This window comes from Pseudomonas synxantha BG33R (assembly GCF_000263715.2).
GTDB classification, from domain to species: domain Bacteria; phylum Pseudomonadota; class Gammaproteobacteria; order Pseudomonadales; family Pseudomonadaceae; genus Aquipseudomonas; species Aquipseudomonas synxantha_A.
This window is the reverse complement of sequence record NZ_CM001514.1, coordinates 49281-70212: the sequence shown is the minus strand read 5'-3', so window position 1 is coordinate 70212 and position 20932 is coordinate 49281. Positions and strand designations below refer to the sequence as shown.

Genomic DNA, 20932 nt, shown 5'->3' with positions numbered 1-20932 from the left:
TCAGTCATTGTTTTTCTGATAGATGATGCGCTTGGTACCGTTTTCGCACGAACCGACGATCATGGCGCTGTCATGGTTCTCGGCTTCTTCGGCAGTGATTATTTCCAGGGTGTAGGACGGAATCGCCTTGGCCTGGATCTTCACTTCGATTTCTTTCCTGAGCTCTTCACAATCTTTTGGCGCGGCCACGGCCGAAGTGGCCAATACACCGCAGATGATTGCCAAGGCAAAACGTTTCATGTGTGTAGCTCCCTGAATGCGCTGCGCACGAGTGTGCGCCTAGGCTGCATGGGCTATTCGACCACATTTTACAAACACGAGTTCTGATTTAACGCACAACTGAAAATGTGGGAGCGGGCTTGCTCGCTCCCACACATGAGTACTGCTGTGTCAGTTGACCAGCGTGGCATCCAAGGTGATGGTTGCATTCAGCACTTTGGACACCGGGCACCCTTCCTTGGCCTTTTTGCTCAATTCATCGAACTGCGCCTGGCTCGCGCCCGGGATCTTGGCTTTGAGGATCAGGTGCACGGCAGTGATCGCGAATCCGCCCTCGACCTGGTCCAGGGTCACTTCGGCCTGGGTATCAATGCTGTCAGCCTTGAGCCCGGCATCGCCGAGAATCATGGAAAACGCCATGGAGAAACAGCCGGCGTGAGCTGCGCCGATAAGCTCTTCAGGGTTGGTGCCCTTGCCGCCCTCGAAACGGGCCTTGAAGCCGTAGGGCGCTTCGCGCAGCACGCCGGTTTCAGTGGAAATGGAGCCCAGGCCTGTCTTCAGATCACCTTCCCAATGCGCGGATGCCTTTTTAACGATACTCATAGCTTTCTCCTCGAACGGTGGTTTTGCGTCAGTAAGGGTTCTGAGGATAGACCCGTGGGCAAAGTTCACCTTGTCGGAGAAACCTAGCGATACAGTAGGAAATTTCGGAGCCACCTATTGAATCTCGGGTATATGCCCTCATTGCATGAAGTATGCACATGCAGCGGCAGGTTTTAGCTGGTTTAAAAAAGCCTGTACGCCCTATTGGAGAAGCAGGCTGATGAAATCGCTGTCCGACGTAAAGTTTTCGACCCTCGACCTGGTGCCCGTGCGTGCCAATGGCAGCCCGGCGCAATCGCTGCGCAATTCCCTGGACTTGGCCCAACACGTGGAAAAGTTCGGCTACAACCGCTTCTGGGTGGCTGAGCACCACAATATGGATGGCATCGCCAGTTCGGCCACTTCAGTATTGCTCGGCTATCTGGCTGGCGGCACCTCGACCATTCGTGTCGGTTCCGGCGGCGTCATGCTGCCTAACCACGCGCCATTGGTGATTGCCGAACAGTTCGGCACTCTGGAAAGCCTCTACCCAGGCCGTATCGACCTGGGCCTGGGCCGCGCGCCCGGTTCTGACCAGATGACCGCTCGCGCCCTGCGCCGTGAACGCTCCGGCAGTGCCGATGACTTCCCCGAAGACGTAGCCGAACTCATGGCCTACCTGGGCCCGCGTACGCCCGACCAACGGGTGATCGCTGTACCGGGCACGGGCACCAATGTGCCAGTGTGGCTGTTGGGTTCGAGCCTGTTCAGCGCGCAATTGGCCGGTGAGCGTGGCTTGCCCTACGCCTTCGCCTCCCACTTCGCACCGCGCCTGATGCATGAGGCGATTCGTGTGTACCGCAATCACTTCAAGCCTTCGGCGGTACTGGACAAGCCCTACGTGATGCTCGGCATTCCACTGGTGGCAGCCGATACCGATGAACAGGCCGATTACCTGGCCACCTCGATGTACCAACGCATCCTCGCGCTGATGCGCGGCCAGAGCCTGGTGCAGCGCCCACCGGTAAACACCATGGACGGCTTGTGGCTGCCCCATGAAAAAGACGCAGTGGGTAGCTTCCTTGGCCTGGCCATGGTGGGTAGCCCGGCGAAGATTCGCGCCAAGCTGGAGGTGTTGATCGAGCAGACCGGCGCCGATGAGCTGATTTTTACCAGTGACCTTTATGAGCACGCCGACCGGATTCATTCCTACGAGCTGCTGGCACAGGTGATGAAGGGCTAAATCCCAGGCGAAAAAAACGACGCACCTGTGCGTCGTTTTTATGTCTGCAACACGAGATTAACCGCGTTTGTAGACGATTTCCTTGGTGCCACCTTCGCAGGTGCCGACCACTTTAGCGTCGGTCGAAGCGCCTTTATCCACGACTTCCAGCGAATAACCCGAAGCGCCCTTGGCGTCGATTTTCGCTGCAATTTCGCTTTTCAGCTCTTCACAAGGCTTACCGGCCGCCAGAGCCGTACCCGCAATGCTCAACAAACCCACCGCCAACAGAAACTTCTTCATCCGTTACCTTCCTTGCGCTGATCAAAAAAGAGCGTGCCGACGCTCATCGCATCGGCACCCGTTGTTTGTAGCGCAGGTTATGGCAATCGGCCAGCGGGCAAAGTTCAATTCACCCGGTCAACTACTGGCAATTCGGAATCCCACTTTAAGGGTGACCTGGAAGTGCGCAGCCTTGCCATCCTTGATGTGACCACGGGTTTCAGTCACCTCGAACCACTCCAGGTGCTTGATGCTTTTGTTGGCTTCAGCCAGAGCATTGTTGATTGCGTCTTCGATGCTGGTGGTGGAAGAGCCCACCAATTCGACTTTCTTGTAGGTGTGATGATCACTCATGGCGTTTCTCCTGTAGGTCGTCAATCAAGACTAGCAGCGAATGTGCTTACTGCTTCTGGCGACCGCTTGGAGGTGAAAGTTCAGAATTACTGCACTTTCTGAAACCGGCGCAGTCGGTATCTACACACGCCACTCAATCACTTCAGGAGATGTCCACATGGCCAACACTTCTTTACGCAAAGCGTCGCTGGAAAGCATGGAAGCCGAGATTTCGAGCCTGCTCAAATCTCTGGAGAGCCTCAAGGACGACGCGTCCGATGAGTCGCGCAAAACGCTGAAGGCCCTGAAAAGCAATGCCGAGAACGCCCTCAAGCACTCTCGCCACCTGATCAGCGACGCCTATGAAGAAAGCAAAGTCAAAATCCGCGAAACCAGCGCTGCCACCCGTGACTACGCACAAGAGCACCCATGGACGACCGCGGGCGTCGCCGTGGGCGCGCTGGGCCTGCTGGCGGCTTACCTGCTGTGCAAGCGCGGTGACTGATTGACCGGTTACACCGGTTGACGCAACAGCTCAGCCTTGAGCCATTGCGCCAACTGCCCGGCGCGCCCGTCTGCGGCGCGCTTGGGTAGCCACAAAGCCAGGTGCGCCGGGGTTTCGCTGAAGCCCCACGGCGCCACCAGGCGACCCGCTCGCAGGTCCTCTGCCACCAGTGGTTCTGGCGCAATCGCCACTCCCAATCCTGCTACTGCCGCTTCCAGCAAATAATACAAGTGCTCAAACCCCTGGCCGAGTTTCAACGCGCCGGGCTCGATGCCGTGTTGCCGCGCCCAGCTGGGCCAGGCTTGGGGTCGTGAGGTGGTGTGCAACAACGCTTCGCTTAGCAATGCCGTTGCTGGAGCCTGACGCAACTGTTCAAAACCTGCGAAACGAGGGCTCAACACCGGGCCGATTCGCTCGCTGGCCAGCTCATACACCTGCATATCGGCCGGCCACGGCGGCTCGGCGAATACCAGTAAGGCGTCCAGGCCAGGCCGCCGGGGGTCCAGATCGCCTTCGCCCGCCGACAGGTGCAGGCGCAAATCGGGCAAGTCGGCATTCAAGCGCCCCAGCCGGGGGATAAACCAGCGCGCCAGCAAGCTACCCGAACAACCGAGCACAAAGGGTGCGTCGGCGCTGCTTTGGGTAAGTTCGGCGCACGCGTCCCGCAACCGCTCGAAAGCCTCCACGCTGGCATCCCGAAGCCGAACGCCTGCATCTGTGAGTTTAAGGCCACGTCCATCCTTGACGAACAGGCTCACACCCAAATGTTCTTCCAGTACTTTCAACTGCCGGCTGACCGCACCGTGGGTCACGTGCAGTTGCTCGGCGGCTTGGCTGACGCTACTGAGGCGGGCGGTGGCTTCAAACGCGCGCAGGGCATTGAGGGGTGGAAGGTCGCGGCTCATCTGTGAGTTTTCCTGACAGGTTATGGCGATCTTATCGGTTTTCAGGCCAAGGCGTCACGAGTAGAGTGACCGTCATTGCCTTTAAACACATCTCTTCCTGGAGCGTCCCATGACCCAGTCCCAGACCGATCTACGCAACGGCCCTGACGCCAACGGCCTGTTTGGTGCGTTCGGCGGCCGCTACGTGGCTGAAACGCTGATGCCGTTGATCCTCGACCTGGCCCGTGAATACGAAGCGGCCAAGGTGGATCCAGCGTTCAATGAAGAATTGGCCTACTTCCAGCGCGATTACGTCGGACGCCCAAGCCCGCTGTACTTCGCCGAACGCCTGACCGAGTTCTGTGGCGGCGCCAAGATCTATCTCAAGCGCGAAGAGCTGAACCACACCGGCGCGCACAAGATCAACAATTGCATCGGCCAGATCCTGCTGGCGCGACGCATGGGCAAGAAGCGCATCATCGCCGAGACCGGTGCCGGTATGCACGGCGTAGCCACCGCTACCGTTGCCGCGCGCTTCGGCCTGCAATGCGTGATCTACATGGGCACCACCGATATCGAGCGCCAGCAGGCCAACGTGTTTCGCATGAAGCTGCTGGGTGCCGAAGTGATCCCGGTGGTCGCCGGCACCGGCACCCTCAAAGACGCCATGAACGAAGCCCTGCGTGACTGGGTGACCAACGTCGACAGCACCTTCTACCTGATCGGCACCGTGGCCGGCCCACATCCTTACCCGGCCATGGTGCGCGACTTCCAGGCCGTGATCGGCAAGGAAACCCGCACCCAACTGCAAGCCCAGGAAGGCCGCCTGCCGGACAGCCTAGTGGCGTGCATCGGCGGTGGCTCCAACGCCATGGGCTTGTTCCACCCGTTCCTGGATGACACCAGCGTCGAAATCATCGGCGTCGAAGCAGCGGGCCATGGCATCGAAACCGGCAAGCACGCCGCCAGCCTCAACGGCGGCGTACCCGGCGTGCTGCACGGCAACCGCACCTTCCTGCTGCAGGACGACGACGGCCAGATCATCGACGCTCATTCGATTTCCGCCGGCCTCGACTACCCCGGCATCGGCCCTGAGCACGCCTGGTTGCATGACATCGGCCGCGTCCAGTACACCTCGGTAACTGATGACGAAGCCCTGGATGCATTCCACAAATGCTGCCGCCTGGAAGGGATAATTCCTGCGCTGGAAAGCGCCCACGCCCTGGCTGAGGTGTTCAAGCGCGCGCCGACCCTGCCCAAGGATCATCTGATGGTGGTCAATCTCTCGGGCCGTGGCGACAAAGATATGCAGACCGTGATGCATCACATGGAACAGTCCAAGCAGGAGAAACACTAAATGAGCCGCCTGCAAACCCGCTTTGCGCAACTCAAGGAACAAAACCGCGCCGCCCTGGTGACCTTCGTCACCGCTGGCGACCCGGGTTATGACGCCTCGCTGGCGATCCTCAAGGGCTTGCCGGCCGCCGGCGCCGACGTGATCGAGCTGGGCATGCCCTTCACCGATCCGATGGCAGACGGCCCGGCGATTCAACTGGCTAATATCCGTGCGCTGGACGCCAAGCAAAACCTGGCGAAAACCCTGCAAATGGTCCGCGAGTTCCGCACCGACGACAGCGACACCCCCCTGGTGTTGATGGGCTACTTCAACCCAATTCACAAATACGGTGTGCCGCAGTTTATTGCCGATGCGAAGGCAGCCGGCGTCGACGGCCTGATCGTGGTCGACATGCCACCTGAACACAACGGCGAGTTGTGCGACCCGGCTCAGGCCGCGGGCATCGACTTTATCCGCCTGACCACGCCGACCACCGATGACGTGCGCCTGCCGACGGTGCTCAACGGCAGTTCCGGGTTTGTGTATTACGTGTCGGTAGCAGGCGTGACCGGTGCCGGCGCCGCCACGCTGGAACACGTCGAAGAAGCGGTCACGCGTCTGCGTCGCCACACCGACCTGCCGATCAGCATCGGTTTCGGTATTCGTACACCGGAACAAGCTGCGGCCATTGCGCGCCTGGCCGACGGTGTGGTGGTGGGTTCGGCACTGATCGATCACATCGCCAATGCCGGCAGCGACCAGCAAGCGATCGATGGCGTGCTGAGTCATTGCGCGGCGCTGTCGGCAGGTGTGCGCAACGCACGCAAGTAAGCACCTGCGTTTTGATACTTGCGCTACGCTGAGGGGTGACACCACGTCACCCCAACGCACTTCCATGCCTATTGCCGTCTAACCACCCTCGCAAGCCCCCCGCATTTCTTGCTTCCCGGTCGTTAAGTTAGTTGCATCAGAAGTCATCCCTGGCTCTCAGGAGTACATCATGGCCTTTGATCTCATTACCTCTTCAGACTCCCGTCACTCAACCTTGCAAAAGGGCTTCAACCTACGCTGGCCGTTGGGCAATGTGCAGGGTCAGTCTTCGCAAAATGGCGCCAACCTGATCTACCTCTGCCGCAGCCCACAAGACATCATTGACGCCGCCGCGCAGGCATTGGCCCTTCCCGAGGGACGCATCACCGTACGCAGTGGTGGTCATTGCTACGAAGGCTTTGTCGCCAACAAGATGCCCGACAGTCCACTTGAGGTACTGTCGATTCTGGATATCAGTGCGTTGAACCAGGTGGTCTACGACGCCAATGGGCAAATCGGCTCCGAGCTGGACCCCAGCGCTGCTGAACGCCACAGCTTTCGCCTGGAAGCCGGCGGACAAAACTGGGATGCCTATGTCGCGTTATACAAGCTGGCCAACAAAACCCTGCCCGGTGGCTCGTGTTATTCAGTGGGTTTGGGCGGGCATATTTGCGGAGGCGGCTATGGGCTGCTGTCGCGCAAGTATGGACTGGTATGTGACTGGCTCAGCGGTGTGGATATCCTGGTGCCCGACAGCCTTGGCAAAGGCCTCGAACCGCGCCACGTTTCTCGCAACAGCACCAATCAGGACGAACTGGACCTGTTCGCCGCGTGTTGCGGTGCCGGTGGCGGACAGTTCGGCATCATCACCAGCTATTACTTCAAAGACCTGCCACCGGCACCGAAAGAGGTACTGTGGCTGGTGCTGGAATGGGACTGGTCGGTACTGACCAAGCCTGCACTCGATAACCTGCTGGTGGCCTATCAGTCATGGTTCGCCAGCAATCAAAGCAACACGGACACTTGGGGCCTGGCGACCAAGCTGGAGATGCGCCACCAGCACACAGGCAATGTGACCCTGGGTATTCACTATGTGGACAAGGATGGCGAGCTGAACGATCGGGCGCCCTTCGATGACTTCGTCGACAAGATGCTCACAGCCATTGGCCTGCCCGCTACAGAGTCCCTGGTCCCATTTCACGTCATCCATCTGCCGCGCAGCACTACCAACGGGCGCACCATCGACTCAGTGTCATCCGCCCGAGCAGCCTCTCAACGCTTGGACTGGCTGGTGTGCCAACAGACATTGAACGGTTCGGGGGACAACCAGCGTGGGCGCTATAAATCGGCCTACCAGAAGGGCCCTTTCAGCCCTCAAGTGCTGGACGCCATCTGGACCACATTGACCTGGCCAGACCCTGATAACCACCTGACACAAAGCCTCATTCAGATTCAGTCTTTCGGCGGCCAGATCAACGCCGCCAGCGGGCCGGTGCGCCGGGATTCGTCGGCCGCTCAGCGCTCGTCATACCTCAAGTGGCAACCACAATGTTACTGGCGCGGTGACAGCGCCGCCTCGGATCAAGCCCATGCCGACTGGATCCGAGGGTTGTACTTCAACGCGTTCGCCGATGATCAGGGCGTACCGATCAACGACGAGTTTGAAGGTTGTTACATCAATTATCCCGACCTCGATATGACCTACATCGGTGGCAATCCGGCCAATGGCAAAAACCCACAGTGGTACAAGATCTTCTTTCCCGACCTGATCATCGAAAGCCGCCTGCGGCGTACCAAGCAGCGCTGGGACCCACACAACATTTTCCATAACGAAATGTCGGTGCCGTAATCGCGAAAGAAGGGCGACTCCAAGGTCGCCCTTTTTTACAGCTCGATCCGCTCGACCTTGCCTACCAGTAATATGTAGGAAAGCGCGCCGAGCAACGCCAGCACCGCGATGTAAGTAATCGCCGGTGCAAACGATGAACCACTGGCCAGAAAGCCAATCACGATGGGCGTAGCGATTGCCGACAGGTTACCGATGAAGTTGAACACGCCTCCGGTGAGCCCCAGCAACCGCGCAGGCGCCAAGGTCGAAACCAGCGACCAGGTGATCGACGCCAGGCCATTGCCGAAAAATGCCACCGCCAGAAACGCGATGACCCACGCCGTGGAGTCCACGTAGTTGGCACCGATGATCGCCGTGGAAATCAGCAGCCCACTGATGATCGGCAACTTGCGGGCAAAGCCCACCGAGGCGCCACGACGGATCAACCAATCGGAAAACACCCCCGAACACAGCACGCCCACAAAAGCGGCCAGGAACGGCAAGGAGGCCAACAAACCAGACTGGATAAAGTCCATGCCGCGGTATTTCACCAGGTACGTCGGGAACCAGGTCAGGAAGAACCACAGCGTGGAGTTCAGGCAAAACTGGCCCAGGTAAATGCCCCACAGCTTGCGCTTGCTCAGCACGATGCCGAGGTCGGTCCAACTGAAGGGTGCCTTGACGGTTTTCGCCTGCATGTCCACCAGCCCGCCACCGTCGCGGATCAATTGGATTTCGGCTTCGTTGGCGCCTTTGAAATCTTTGGGCTCGCGATACACCGCGTACCAGATCGCGGCCCACAGGATGCCAACGCCACCGGTCACCACAAACACCATGTGCCAGCCGTACTGATGCTGCAGCCACGCCAGTACCGGGGTGAGGAACGCCAGGCCGACGAATTGCCCGGAGGTGTAGACGCCGATAGCCGTGGCGCGCTCGCGCTCGGGAAACCAGGTGGTGACCACTCGGCTGTTGATGGGATAGGCCGGCGCCTCCAACGCGCCAACGGCCATGCGCAACACGAACAACGCGATAAAGCTGGCGGCGAAACCGAGCATCACGGTGGCAATCGACCACAGCAGCAGGGCGGCCGTGTAGAGAATGCGCGGCGGCACGCGGTCAACCAGCCAGCCGCCGGGGATTTGCATGGCCGCGTAAGTCCAGCCGAAAGCGGAAAAAATAAGCCCGACCTGCACCGGGTCGATACCCAGCTCGCTGGTCAGCGCAGGCGCGGCAATCGACAGGTTGCTGCGGTCTAGGTAGTTGATCACCACGGTGATGAACAGCAGCACCATGATGAAAAAACGCTTTCGGCTGGGCGTGACTAAGGGTGCCTGCCCTGTGAGGGATTCAGGGTGCATGGGGTGCCTCTTTTTATGTTTGTTGAGGACAAAACGTGCTGAAGGAACGCGGTCAATGTGGGAGCGCATTCCTTCAGATAAAAATCACCACTCGGCAAAACTGCCATCGGCATGGCGCCAGATCGGATTGCGCCAGCGATGGCCGATAGCCGCACGCTCAATCACGTACTCCTCGTTGATCTCGATGCCCAGGCCCGGGCCGTTGGGGATCTTCACAAAGCCCTGGTCATAGTCGAACACGCCCGGGTCGCGCACGTAGTCGAGCAGGTCGTTGCTTTCGTTATAGTGGATACCCAGGCTTTGCTCCTGGATAAATGCGTTGTAGCAAGCCGCATCCAGTTGCAGGCACGCTGCCAGGGCAATCGGGCCCAGTGGGCAGTGCAGGGCCAGCGCCACGTCGTAGGCTTCGGCCATGTTGGCGATCTTGCGGGTTTCGGTAATCCCGCCCGCGTGGGAGGCGTCCGGCTGGATGATGTCGACGTAGCCTTCGCTGAGCACGCGCTTGAAATCCCAACGCGAAAACAGGCGCTCGCCCAGGGCAATCGGCGTACTGGTCAGCGGCGCCAGCTCTTTCAATGCTTCGTAGTTTTCGCTGAGCACCGGTTCTTCAATGAACATCAGTTTGTAAGGGTCGAGCTCTTTCATCAGCACCTTGGCCATGGGCTTGTGCACGCGGCCATGGAAGTCGACGCCGATACCGACGTTAGGGCCCACCGCATCGCGCACGGCAGCGACATTGGCCAGTGCCAGGTCGACTTTGTCGAAGCTGTCGAGGAACTGCAGTTCTTCGGTGCCGTTCATTTTCACCGCAGTGAAGCCACGAGCCACGGCCTCTTTGGCTGCACGGGCAGTGTCGGCGGGGCGGTCGCCACCGATCCACGAGTACACGCGAATCTTGTCACGCACCTGGCCGCCCAGCAGATCGCTGACCGAGACGCCCAGCGCCTTGCCCTTGATGTCCCACAACGCCTGGTCGATACCGGCGAGGGCGCTCATGTGCACGGCACCGCCGCGATAGAACCCGCCGCGATAGAGGACCGTCCAGATATCTTCGATATTGCGTGGGTCTTTGCCGATCAGGTAGTCGGACAGTTCTTCGACGGCGGCGGCCACTGTGTGAGCGCGGCCTTCGACCACGGGCTCACCCCAGCCAGTCACGCCCTGGTCGGTTTCGACCTTGAGGAAGCACCAGCGCGGCGGGACGATAAAGGTCGTCAATTTGGTGATTTTCATCTCTTGTCTCTCTTATGGATGCAGCGCCTGCGGGCGCGGAACTTGCTATCAGCTCAGGGCTTTCCAGGCGGCGACATAAGCCTGGGCACGGCTCGCGACCTGATCCACTGTCATTCCCGGCTTGAACAAGCCGGAGCCCAACCCGAACCCTTTCGCGCCGGCGTCGATAAACACCTGCATGTTGTCCGGCGTAACACCGCCTACCGGCAGCAGCAGCGTGCCCGCCGGCAATACCGCCAGCCACGCCTTGATCACCGAAGGACCGATCTGCTCGGCCGGGAACAGCTTCAATACGTCGGCGCCTTCGGCCAGTGCGGCAAACGCCTCGGTTGGCGTCGCCACGCCAGGCGACAAGTACAGGCCTGCGGCCTTGGCGGCGCGCAGTACTTTGGCATCGCTATGGGGCATGACAATCACCTGGCCACCAGCCGCCTTCACCTGCTCGACCTGTTCAGGCGTCAACACCGTGCCGGCGCCGATCAGGCAATCGGCGGGCAGGCTGTCGCGCAGGGTGCGAATGCTGGTGTACGGCTCCGGCGAATTGAGCGGGACTTCGATCACACGAAAACCCGCGTCGTACAACACCTGGCCGATGGCCTGGGCTTCGTCCGGGCGTATGCCACGCAGGATTGCGATCAAACCGTTTTGCGCGAGTGCTTGCTTGAGCATGTCAGGCCTCCGTTACAGGTTGAGTGAGCCCAGCCGCCACGGCCAATTGCCACAGGCCGCGCTCGGTGGCTTCCTGCGCCAGGCTGACGTGGTCAAAGCCGCAAAGGGCCAGAGCGCGTTGATAGCGGGCGCAGAGTGGGGCGGCGCCAACCAGGATGATCGGCTTGGTTTTGGCGCTGTCTGGCAAACCGGCGAGTTCGTGGCCGATCAACAGGCCGGACAGGTAGTCGGGCTGCTGGTTGGGCGCAAGCTCAGCCGTCAGGCCCAGGGTACGGGCACTGAACAAGGTCGACAGCACGCCACGCCTGCCATCCTTTGAAAGCGCCACGTGCACGCCACGGTCAAAGGCCTCGGCCTGGAATTGTTCGCTCGGCTGTTGAGTGCGGCCCAGGATGCTGTGTTTGCTCAACACCGCGAACAGTTCGCCGGTCATGAAGGTGTCGAAATGCGTAATGCGGCCTTCACTCACCTCGACCCATTTGGAGTGGCTGCCGGGCAACCCGATCAACACTTGGGCCCCCAGCCCCTGCAGCACGCCGAGTACCTGGGTTTCTTCGCCGCGCATCACATTGGGCAAACCCGCTTGCTCGATAACCCCCGGCACAATATGCACATCCACCCCACGCAGGCTGCGCACGCGGTGCAACGCCTGGCCCAGGCTGGCGACATCCACAGGCGTAGCGCGATACGCCGCCTCGCTCCAGCCCTGTGCGCTGCCGACCATACCGCAGGCAATCACTGGCAATTCAGGCTGGGCGTCGAGCCAATCGCCGCAGGCGCTATCGAACGCCAACTCGAAGCCGTCAGTGCAATGAATACCGTGGATGTCCCGTGGCTCGCTGGGCAAATGCATGATGCCCCAGGCTTGCGCGCGCTGTTCCAGCACAACGCCCGCCGAGCCGAGTTTGTAAGCACGAAGGGAGCTGGTCCCCCAATCGAGCGCGATCAATTGCGCCTGCATCGCTTCACCTGAAATGAGTGGGTGCTGAAAAAAGCAGATGGGCGAATATAAACCTACGGAACGGAATATCTCAATATATAAATATCAATCCCACATAATGAGACGAAGCAAGATTAATCCTACACCTCTCCCTGTTTTTACTTAGGGAAAGGCAAGGCTTTATCTGATAAGGAAAGTTAAAAAACCGACAGATTTAGCTCGCGCATCGCACCCATCCAGATCGCGTATTCGGTGTGGTCCTTCAGGTCATCGCCGGTTTCAGGGTGCAGGAAGACCACCAGGCCATCGCGGTGCAGCGCCAGCCACGGCAACACCACGCCGATGTATTCCGGCTCGAATGCCAGCTGGCAGCTCCAATCCGGATGCGGGCCCACCGGCCGCTCATGCACACGGCCCATGCGCAACGGGAACAGCCGGGCGGCGTCCTCACACAGCGTGCGCGCCTGGTCGATGGTGCTGGCGTCGAAGTAGATATGGGCGTGATAGCCCTTGATACGTTGCATGACGGACTCCGGATCCACGATGTGCCGATCCTAGACCGCAATCGAAGGCAGGGCCAGCCCGCTCAACGACTGCGCACTGCTGGCTTGTTCCGCCATCAGCCATTGGACAAAACGCTCAACCAACTGCCCGCGGCGTTTGCGCTGGGGTTGCACCACGTAATAACCGAAACGCGAGGTCACCGTGGGGCTGATCGGTCGGCACAGCCAGTTCTGTTCCAGCAGGTTATCCACCAGGTGGCGCCAGCCGATGGCAACCCCCTGGCCGGCAATCGCAGCCTGAATCAGCAAGGTGTAGTTGTCGAAGCGCAATTGCCCGGGAGTTGGCGCAGCGGTTATACCCAATTCGCGAAACACCCCGCTCCAGTCGAACCATTGGCTGTTGTTTTCCTGGCGCAGGTGCAGCAACGGGTACTCGGGCAAGGATTGCACCGTCATCGGCGCGGCCTGAGCCTTGAGCCACTGCGGGCTGCATACCGGGAACACTTCTTCATTGAACAACCACAGGCTGTCGCCCTGCTTGAAACGGCCATCGCCGAACAGCACCGCCACATCGATATCGCTGCGCAGGCTGGCATGGTTGCGCTCACTGGTAACCAGGCTCACATCCACCTGCGGGTTGGCCTGGTGAAAGCGATGCAGGCGCGGCATCAGCCAATAGGCGGCGAAGGCGAAGTCGGTAGCCACTTGCAGTACTTCGTGCTGGTCCTGTTGGGTGATGGTGCTGAGCCCTTGATTGATGCTTTGCAGGCCGCCCTGTACGTGCTCGAACAACAGCACGCCGGCGTCGGTCAGTTCGATACCGCGATAGATTCGGTCAAACAGGCGGATTGCCAGCTGTTCTTCAAGCCGCTTGATCTGCTGGCTGACCGCCGGCTGGGTGGTGCCAAGCTCCATCGCCGCGGCAGTAAAACTGCGGTGGCGCGCCGCCGCTTCAAAGGCTCGCAGCAGATCGAGAGAGAGGTTACCCAGCGCTTCATACATAAGCTGTCGTTATCCTAGGCATTGCTTGTCATGGGCTTTACCCCGCTTTCCGTGGGCCGCATTCTCATTGGCATAAACACCGACTATGGAATGCCGAGAAACCATGAAGCGCAAGAACATTCTTTTCATCATGGCCGATCAAATGGCCGCGCCCATGCTGCCGTTCTACGGGCCTTCCTCGATCAAGCTGCCCAACCTCAGCCGCCTCGCCGCCCAAGGCGTGGTATTCGAGGCCGCCTATTGCAACAGCCCATTATGCGCACCGTCGCGCTTCACTCTGGTCAGCGGCCAGCTGCCGAGCAAGATCGGCGCCTACGACAACGCAGCCGATTTCCCCGCCGATGTGCCGACCTATGCCCACTACCTGCGTCGCCTCGGCTACCGCACCGCGTTGTCGGGCAAGATGCATTTCTGTGGCCCCGACCAGTTGCACGGCTATGAAGAACGCCTGACCAGCGATATCTACCCCGCGGACTATGGCTGGGCGGTGAATTGGGATGAGCCCGACGTACGCCCCACCTGGTACCACAACATGTCTTCGGTGCTGCAAGCGGGCCCGTGCGTGCGCACCAACCAGCTGGACTTCGACGAGGAGGTGGTGTTCAAGGCGCAGCAATACCTGTTCGACCATATCCGCGAGGACGGCGACCGACCGTTCTGCCTGACCGTATCGATGACCCATCCCCACGACCCTTACACCATTCCCAAGCCGTTCTGGGACCTGTACGACGACGCCGACATCCCTTTGCCTGCAACGCCGGCGCAAGCAGAGCTGGACCCACACTCCCAGCGTCTGCTCAAGGTTTATGACTTGTGGGATAAACCGCTGCCTGTGGATAAGATCCGCGATGCTCGCCGCGCCTACTTCGGTGCGTGCAGTTACATCGACAGCAATGTCGGCAAACTCCTGCAAACTCTGGAAGACACCGGCCTGGCTGACGACACTCTGATCATCTTCTCCGGCGACCACGGTGACATGCTCGGCGAGCGCGGCCTCTGGTACAAAATGCACTGGTTTGAAATGGCCGCCCGCGTGCCGCTGCTGATCAGTGCGCCGGGCCAATTCGCGGCTGGGCGGGTCACTCAGGCCGTGTCCACCGCCGACCTGCTGCCGACCCTGGTGGAGCTGGCCGGCGGCGAGCTGGACCCACACTTGCCGCTGGACGGTCGCTCTCTGGTCCCGCACTTGCAAGGGCAGGGCGGGCATGACGAAGTGTTTGGCGAATACATGGCCGAAGGCACCATCAGCCCATTGATGATGATTCGCCGGGGCGCCTACAAATTTATCTACAGCGAAGACGACCCTTGCCTACTGTTTGATGTGCGCAACGACCCGCACGAGCGGGAGAACCTCAGCCTGTCAGCAGAGCATCGCTCGCTGTTCGAGGCCTTTTTGCATGAGGCGCGGGCCAAATGGGACATCCCGGCGATCCATCAACAAGTGCTTGCCAGCCAGCGTCGCCGCCGCCTGGTGTTTGAGGCACTGACTCAAGGCACGCTCAAGAGCTGGGACCACCAGCCACAGGTGGATGCCAGTCAGCAGTACATGCGCAACCATATCGACCTCGACGACCTGGAGCGCAAGGCACGTTATCCACAACCCTGCCAAAACCAATAAACAGACAGAGGGAAGGCCATGCAAAAGTTGACCGTGGTACTGAGCATATTGGCGCTGGGCAGCGCCAACGTGTACGCAGACGCTCGCTGTGAAACGGTAAAGATGGCCGATCCAGGCTGGAGCGACATTGCCGCCACCAATGCCATCACCGGCTTTTTGCTGACGGGCATGGGCTACAAAGCCAAGGTCGATACCCTGGCGGTGCCGATCACTTTTGGCGGGCTCAAGGACGGTCAGGTGGATGTGTTTCTCGGCAACTGGATGCCGGCGCAACAAGGTTTTTATGACAAGTTCGTGGCCAACGGCGATGTGGTGCAGCTGGCGAAGAACCTCGACGGCACCGAGTTCACCCTCGCAGTGCCGGACTACGTGTGGGACGCCGGGGTACATGACTTTGCCGACCTGAACAAGTTTGCCGACAAGTTCGACAAGAAAATCTACGGCATCGGCTCCGGCGCGCCGGCGAATATCTCGTTGCAGGAGATCATCAAGAAGAATGACTTCAACCTGGGCCAGTGGAAGCTGATTGAATCCAGCGAGCAGGCGATGCTCGCCGAGGTGTCGCGAGCGGTGAAGAAACAGCGCTTCGTCACCTTCCTCGGCTGGACGCCGCACCCGATGAACGTGCAGTTGAAGATGCATTACCTCAAGGGCGGCGAGCAGTATTTTGGCGCCACCGGCAGCGTGTATACCCTGACCCGCAAGGGTTACGCCCAAGCCTGCCCGAATGTGGCCAAACTGCTCACCAACCTGAGTTTCACCCAGGAGATGGAGAACAGCATCATGGCGCAAGTGGCCAACAACAAGGTCAGCAATGCCGAGGCGGCCAAGGCGTGGATCAAGGCGAATCCAGCGGTGCTGGATAAATGGCTGGACGGCGTGAAAACCCTGGATGGCCAGGATGCGTTGCCGGCGGTAAAAGCCCAACTCTAAGATGCGCCTCGATCCAAATGTGGGAGGTGGCTTGCCCCCGATGACGGCCTATCAGCTATGAATGTATTGGCTGAAACACCGCTATCGGGAGCAAGCCCCCTCCCACAGGGAGCCGGTGTGTACTGATACTCTAAGCCAAACCTTCTACCCGAGCCTGCGATGCCCCGGCCCAACCGCCACACACTCTTCCCCTTCCTCAGCTGGCTCCCGCGCCAAACCCGCGCCAGCGTCGGCCGGGATGCCATCGTCGGCCTCAGTGGCGCCGTACTGGCCCTGCCACAGTCGATTGCCTACGCACTGATCGCCGGCCTGCCACCGGAATACGGGCTCTACGCGGCGATCATCCCGGTCTTGATCGCATGCCTGTGGGGCTCATCCTGGCACCTGATCTGCGGCCCCACAGCAGCGATCTCCATCGTGCTTTACGCCAGCATCAGCCCATTGGCCGTGCCAGGCTCCCAGGACTACATCACCCTCATCCTGTTGCTGACCTTCCTCGCCGGGGTGTTCCAGTGGTTGCTCGGCCTGCTGCGCTTTGGCGCGCTGGTGAATTTTGTCTCCCATTCGGTGGTGCTGGGTTTCACCCTGGGCGCAGCGGTGGTGATTGCCCTGGGGCAGTTGCCGAACCTGCTGGGGCTGGATTTGCCGAGCCAGGCCACCGCCCTCAACAGCCTGCTGGCGCTGGTCGACCATGGCGGTGAGTGGGATCGTGCGTCCCTTATCCTGGGGCTTGGCACTTTGCTGGTGGGCGCGCTGCTCAAGTCTCTGGTGCCACGCTGGCCGACGCTGTTGATCGCTTTAGTCTTGGGTAGCCTGGCGGCATGGCTGTGGCCGACGATGTTCGGGCATGTGGCGTTGGTGAGTGCATTTATCGGCCAGTTGCCGCCGTTCAGCCCATTGCCGATGGACCTGGACCTGGTACTGCGCCTGTTGCCCAGCGCGGTGGCGGTGGGGATGCTGGGGTTGGTGACCAGTCTGTCGATTGCGCGTTCGCTGTCGGCTCGCTCGCAACAATTACTCGACGCCAATCAGGAAGTACGCGCCCAGGGTTTATCCAACATCGTTGGCGGATTTTTCTCCGGCTACCTGTCAGCCGGTTCGTTTACCCGCTCGGGCCTGAGTTACGAGGCGGGTGCTTGTTCGCCCCTGGCTGGGGTATTTTCCGCGCTGTGGGTGGCGCTATTTGCGTTGTTCGGCGCGGCGTTGATCGCGCACATTCCCATCCCGAGCATGGCCGCCAGCATCCTGCTGATTTGCTGGGGTTTGGTGGATCATCGAGGGATTCGTGCTTTGTTTCGTGTCAGCCGCGCCGAATTCGTGGTGATGGGCCTGACGTGTGTGGCCACCTTGTTGCTGGAGCTGCAAACGGCGATTTATGCCGGGGTGCTGGCGTCGCTGTTTTTCTACCTCAAGCGCACTTCGCAACCACGGGTTCAGCAATGGCGCGATGGGGACGAGGATGTATTACGCGTGGGTGGCTCGATCTTTTTTGGCGCCAGCCATTACCTGCAAGTACGCCTGCAACGTCTGCAGGGCACGCGGGTGGTGATCGAAGCGCAGCAGATCAATTTTATCGACTACTCCGGGGTGGAGATGCTGCATCAGGAGGCGCGACGGTTGGCGGGGTTGGGGCGTAGCCTGACGTTGCGTGGGGCCAGGCCACAAGTAATCGAAGAGTTAAGAAAACTGGAAGGGGCCAAGAGTTGCCCCCTCCATTTCCAGGATTGAACACGATCAGGCCAATTGCCGGCGTAGTTCGGCTAACACCGGCGCTGAATCAGGGCGCACACCACGCCACAGGAAGAAGGCTTCCGCTGCCTGCTCCACCAGCATCCCCAAACCATCCATCGCCACCACAGCACCGTGTTCCGCAGCCCAGCGGCAGAACGCGGTGGGTTCCTTGGCGTACATCATGTCGTAGCAGAACGTCTTGCCCGGCTCGATCAGGCTGCCGGCAATCGGCGGTACATCGCCTGACAGGCTGGCGGACGTGGCATTGATGATCACGTCCACCGGCTCACGTAGCCAGTCGAAACCACTGGCAGACACCGGGCCCAGGTCGTCGAACAACTCAGCCAGCAGCTCGGCCTTTTCCACGGTACGGTTGGCGATGATCAACGAAGAGGGTTGCTGTGCCAGCAACGGCTCAAGTGCACCGCGCACCGCGCCACCGGCTCCCAACAACAGGATGCGTTTGCCTTGCAGGTTAAGCCCGGCGTTGACCGTCAGGTCGCGCACCAGGCCGGCGCCGTCGGTGTTGTCGCCCAACAACGTATCGTCCGCCAGTTTGCTCAGGGTGTTCACGGCTCCAGCGCGCTGGGCACGTTCAGTCAAGGTATCGGCCAAACGATAGGCGTCCTCCTTGAACGGCACGGTCACGTTGGCGCCACGGCCCTGGCGAAAAAACTCACGGGCGCAGTGGGTGAAATCCTCCAACGGCGCGAGCAACGTGCTGTAGTCCAGTTGTTCGCCGGTCTGCTCGGCGAACATGCGGTGGATCAGCGGCGATTTGCTGTGGCCGATGGGGTTGCCGAACACGACATAACGGTCCATCACACCGCCGCCTTGGGTGCAACGACGCCGAGCCAGTCGCGGTCTTGCAGGAAATAATCGGTGAGGCGCGCCTCTTCGCTACCGGCCTCGGCCTTGCAGTCGTAGCTCCAACGGACCTGGGGCGGCAGCGACATCAGGATCGACTCTGTACGCCCGCCCGACTGCAAACCGAACAGGGTGCCACGGTCATAGACCAGGTTGAATTCGACGTAGCGGCCCCGGCGGAACTCCTGGAACTGACGCTGCTGCTCGGTATACGCCATGGCCTTGCGGCGTTGCACAATCGGCAGGTAGGCATCGATATAGGCATCGCCGATGGCACGGATAAAGGCGAAACAGGTGTCGAAGCCCCATTCGTTCAAGTCATCGAAGAACAGGCCACCGATACCGCGAGGTTCATTGCGATGCTTGATGTGGAAATAGGCGTCGCACCAGGCTTTATAGCGTGCGTACACGTCCGGGCCAAAGGGCGCACAAGCTTGCTCGGCCACACGGTGCCAGTGGACGCAGTCTTCTTCGTTGCCGTAATACGGGGTCAAGTCAAAGCCGCCACCGAACCACCACACCGGTTCTTCGCCTTCTTTTTCAGCGATGAAAAAGCGCACATTGGCGTGGGATGTCGGCACATGCGGGTTATGCGGATGAATCACCAGCGACACGCCCAAGGCTTCAAACCCCCGACCAGCCAGCTCAGGCCGATGGGCACTGGCGGACGGTGGCAAACCGCTGCCAAACACGTGGGAAAAGTTAACGCCGCCTTTTTCGATCACCGAACCGTTCTCGATCACACGGGTGCGACCGCCACCACCGGCAGGCCGGGTCCAGGCGTCTTCGATAAAGCGAGTATCCGTCTCGAAGGTTTCCAGGGCGTTGCAAATGCGATCTTGCAGGTCAAGCAGGTAGGCTTTAACGGCCTCGGTGCGGGTAGTCATGGCATCACCTTGAATCGGGCAAAGCTACGCGAGGCCATTGGGCGTCGGCGGCAAATGGGCGCACAGGATACCACTGCGCCCACATGCCACTGCACTTAGGTGCGCGGCAGTTGACGAAGATCAAGCTCAGGAGTCCGATAGGGGGCTACGCAGATTCGAACCCAAGGAGAAGTGCAGATGGCCAAACGTATCCAGTTCAGCGCCCACGGCGGCCCCGAAGTACTTGAGTATGTGGACTACACGCCAGCGGAGCCTGGCCCACAACAGGTCCGGGTGCGTAACGAGGCCATCGGTCTGAACTTCATCGATACCTATTTTCGCAGTGGCCTCTACGCACCGCCCGCGCTGCCATCGGGCCTGGGCGCTGAAGGCGCTGGTGTCGTCGATGCCGTGGGCAGTGAAGTCACCCAGTTCAAAGTCGGCGACCGTGTGGCCTACGGCAGCGGCCCGCTGGGTGCCTACAGCGAGTTGCATGTGTTGCCCGCCGCCAACCTGGTGCACCTGCCGGATGACATCAGTTTCGAGCAGGCCGCCGGGGCCATGCTCAAGGGCCTGACCGTGCAATACCTGCTGCGCCAGACCTACGAATTGAAAGGCGGCGAAACCATCCTGTTCCACGCTGCTGCCGGTGGCGTGGGCTCCCTGGCCTGCCAATGGGCCAAGGCCCTGGGCGTGAAGCTGATCGGCACCGTGAGTTCGCCGGAAAAGGCCGCCCTGGCCAAATCCCTGGGTGCCTGGGAAACCATCGACTACAGCAAGGAGAATGTCGCACAACGTGTGCTGGAATTGACTGACGGTAAAAAGGTGCCGGTGGTGTACGACGGCGTCGGCAAGGACACCTGGCTGACCTCTCTGGACAGCGTGGCGCCACGGGGTTTGGTCGTAAGCTTTGGCAATGCGTCGGGCGCGGTGGACGGGGTGAACCTGGGCATTCTGTCGGCCAAGGGCTCGCTGTACGTGACCCGCCCGACGCTGGCGACCTACGCCAACAATCCGGCGAACTTGCAGGCGATGGCGGACGATCTGTTTTCGATGATCAAGAGTGGCAAGGTGCGCATTGATATCAAACAGCGCTACCCGCTGGCGGATGCGGCCAAAGCGCAGACGGAGTTGTCGGCGCGACGCACGACTGGCTCAACCATTCTGTTGCCTTGAGTGCGTCATCGCAGGCAAGCCAGCTCCCACAT

22 protein-coding genes are annotated in these 20932 nt (G+C 60.3%); 9 read left to right on the top strand and 13 right to left on the bottom strand.

Annotation, left to right across the window (positions count from 1 at the left end; all coding sequences use genetic code 11):
- Together PSEBG33_RS26480 and PSEBG33_RS26485 are read right to left on the bottom strand one after the other, a co-directional pair.
- Entirely contained in the window at positions 1–240 is a 240-nt protein-coding gene (locus PSEBG33_RS26480) for a DUF1161 domain-containing protein (protein ID WP_005783409.1), read from the bottom strand.
- Between the two features lie 150 nt (positions 241–390).
- Positions 391–822: an OsmC family protein gene (locus PSEBG33_RS26485; RefSeq protein ID WP_003187311.1), complete on the bottom strand. Its 432-nt coding sequence runs from the start codon at positions 820–822 to the stop codon at positions 391–393.
- Between the two features lie 220 nt (positions 823–1042).
- Between PSEBG33_RS26485 and PSEBG33_RS26490 the strand changes: the two genes are divergently transcribed.
- The gene (locus PSEBG33_RS26490) at positions 1043–2044 is read left to right on the top strand and encodes an LLM class flavin-dependent oxidoreductase (protein ID WP_005783408.1); all 1002 of its coding nucleotides are present in this window, start codon (positions 1043–1045) and stop codon (positions 2042–2044) included.
- 57 nt (positions 2045–2101) lie between these two features.
- Here the strand turns inward: PSEBG33_RS26490 and PSEBG33_RS26495 are convergent, their stop codons facing one another.
- Complete coding sequence (locus PSEBG33_RS26495) at positions 2102–2326, bottom strand: DUF1161 domain-containing protein (RefSeq protein WP_005783407.1); 225 nt, start codon at positions 2324–2326, stop codon at positions 2102–2104.
- 117 nt (positions 2327–2443) lie between these two features.
- The gene (locus tag PSEBG33_RS26500; RefSeq protein ID WP_005783406.1) at positions 2444–2659 is read right to left on the bottom strand and encodes a dodecin; all 216 of its coding nucleotides are present in this window, start codon (positions 2657–2659) and stop codon (positions 2444–2446) included.
- A gap of 157 nt (positions 2660–2816) precedes the next feature.
- Here PSEBG33_RS26500 and PSEBG33_RS26505 point away from each other — a divergent pair, with 157 nt between their 5' ends.
- On the top strand, positions 2817–3143 hold the full coding sequence (locus tag PSEBG33_RS26505) for a DUF883 family protein (protein WP_003187304.1): 327 nt from the start codon (positions 2817–2819) through the stop codon (positions 3141–3143).
- A gap of 8 nt (positions 3144–3151) precedes the next feature.
- Here PSEBG33_RS26505 and PSEBG33_RS26510 read toward each other — a convergent pair whose 3' ends face one another.
- Positions 3152–4048, bottom strand: coding sequence for a LysR family transcriptional regulator (locus PSEBG33_RS26510; RefSeq protein ID WP_005783405.1), 897 nt, complete (start codon positions 4046–4048; stop codon positions 3152–3154).
- A gap of 109 nt (positions 4049–4157) precedes the next feature.
- Between PSEBG33_RS26510 and trpB the strand changes: the two genes are divergently transcribed.
- From trpB to PSEBG33_RS26525, 3 genes are all read left to right on the top strand, one after another.
- Entirely contained in the window at positions 4158–5384 is a 1227-nt protein-coding gene (gene trpB / locus PSEBG33_RS26515; protein ID WP_005783404.1) for a tryptophan synthase subunit beta, read from the top strand.
- Positions 5385–6194, top strand: a complete 810-nt coding sequence (gene trpA, locus PSEBG33_RS26520) for a tryptophan synthase subunit alpha (protein WP_005783403.1) — start codon at positions 5385–5387, stop codon at positions 6192–6194.
- A gap of 169 nt (positions 6195–6363) precedes the next feature.
- Positions 6364–8022 carry an FAD-dependent oxidoreductase gene (locus PSEBG33_RS26525; protein ID WP_005783402.1) on the top strand — a complete coding sequence of 553 codons (1659 nt, stop codon included), beginning with the start codon at positions 6364–6366 and terminating at the stop codon, positions 8020–8022.
- Between the two features lie 35 nt (positions 8023–8057).
- Here the strand turns inward: PSEBG33_RS26525 and PSEBG33_RS26530 are convergent, their stop codons facing one another.
- The 6 genes from PSEBG33_RS26530 to PSEBG33_RS26555 form a co-directional block, all read right to left on the bottom strand.
- Entirely contained in the window at positions 8058–9362 is a 1305-nt protein-coding gene (locus PSEBG33_RS26530; RefSeq protein WP_005783401.1) for an MFS transporter, read from the bottom strand.
- 84 nt (positions 9363–9446) lie between these two features.
- Positions 9447–10595: a galactonate dehydratase gene (dgoD, locus tag PSEBG33_RS26535; protein ID WP_005783400.1), complete on the bottom strand. Its 1149-nt coding sequence runs from the start codon at positions 10593–10595 to the stop codon at positions 9447–9449.
- A 48-nt stretch (positions 10596–10643) separates the two neighbouring features.
- Entirely contained in the window at positions 10644–11264 is a 621-nt protein-coding gene (locus PSEBG33_RS26540) for a 2-dehydro-3-deoxy-6-phosphogalactonate aldolase (protein WP_005783399.1), read from the bottom strand.
- 1 nt (position 11265) lies between these two features.
- Positions 11266–12225, bottom strand: coding sequence for a 2-dehydro-3-deoxygalactonokinase (locus PSEBG33_RS26545; RefSeq protein WP_005783398.1), 960 nt, complete (start codon positions 12223–12225; stop codon positions 11266–11268).
- A 176-nt stretch (positions 12226–12401) separates the two neighbouring features.
- Positions 12402–12728: a DOPA 4,5-dioxygenase family protein gene (locus tag PSEBG33_RS26550; RefSeq protein ID WP_005783397.1), complete on the bottom strand. Its 327-nt coding sequence runs from the start codon at positions 12726–12728 to the stop codon at positions 12402–12404.
- A gap of 30 nt (positions 12729–12758) precedes the next feature.
- Entirely contained in the window at positions 12759–13709 is a 951-nt protein-coding gene (locus PSEBG33_RS26555) for a choline sulfate utilization transcriptional regulator (protein ID WP_005783396.1), read from the bottom strand.
- A gap of 103 nt (positions 13710–13812) precedes the next feature.
- Between PSEBG33_RS26555 and betC the strand changes: the two genes are divergently transcribed.
- The 3 genes from betC to PSEBG33_RS26570 all read left to right on the top strand — a co-directional run bounded on the left by betC (position 13813) and on the right by PSEBG33_RS26570 (position 17988).
- Positions 13813–15327 carry a choline-sulfatase gene (gene betC, locus PSEBG33_RS26560; protein WP_005783394.1) on the top strand — a complete coding sequence of 505 codons (1515 nt, stop codon included), beginning with the start codon at positions 13813–13815 and terminating at the stop codon, positions 15325–15327.
- An 18-nt stretch (positions 15328–15345) separates the two neighbouring features.
- Entirely contained in the window at positions 15346–16260 is a 915-nt protein-coding gene (gene choX / locus PSEBG33_RS26565; protein ID WP_005783393.1) for a choline ABC transporter substrate-binding protein, read from the top strand.
- Positions 16261–16419: 159 nt separating this feature from the next.
- A complete protein-coding gene (locus PSEBG33_RS26570) occupies positions 16420–17988 on the top strand; it encodes a SulP family inorganic anion transporter (RefSeq protein WP_005783392.1) in 1569 nt (522 codons plus the stop codon).
- A 6-nt stretch (positions 17989–17994) separates the two neighbouring features.
- On the opposite strand, the gene aroE is transcribed toward PSEBG33_RS26570, so the two are convergent.
- Positions 17995–18813, bottom strand: a complete 819-nt coding sequence (gene aroE, locus PSEBG33_RS26575) for a shikimate dehydrogenase (RefSeq protein WP_005783390.1) — start codon at positions 18811–18813, stop codon at positions 17995–17997.
- Positions 18813–19745 carry an oxygen-dependent coproporphyrinogen oxidase gene (gene hemF, locus PSEBG33_RS26580; RefSeq protein WP_005783388.1) on the bottom strand — a complete coding sequence of 311 codons (933 nt, stop codon included), beginning with the start codon at positions 19743–19745 and terminating at the stop codon, positions 18813–18815. The genes aroE and hemF overlap by 1 nt, the downstream gene beginning before the upstream one ends.
- Before the next feature lie 177 nt (positions 19746–19922).
- On the opposite strand from hemF, the gene PSEBG33_RS26585 reads away from it, so the two are divergent.
- Positions 19923–20900 carry a quinone oxidoreductase family protein gene (locus PSEBG33_RS26585; RefSeq protein WP_005783387.1) on the top strand — a complete coding sequence of 326 codons (978 nt, stop codon included), beginning with the start codon at positions 19923–19925 and terminating at the stop codon, positions 20898–20900.
- The last annotated feature ends 32 nt before the right edge of the window (positions 20901–20932 follow it).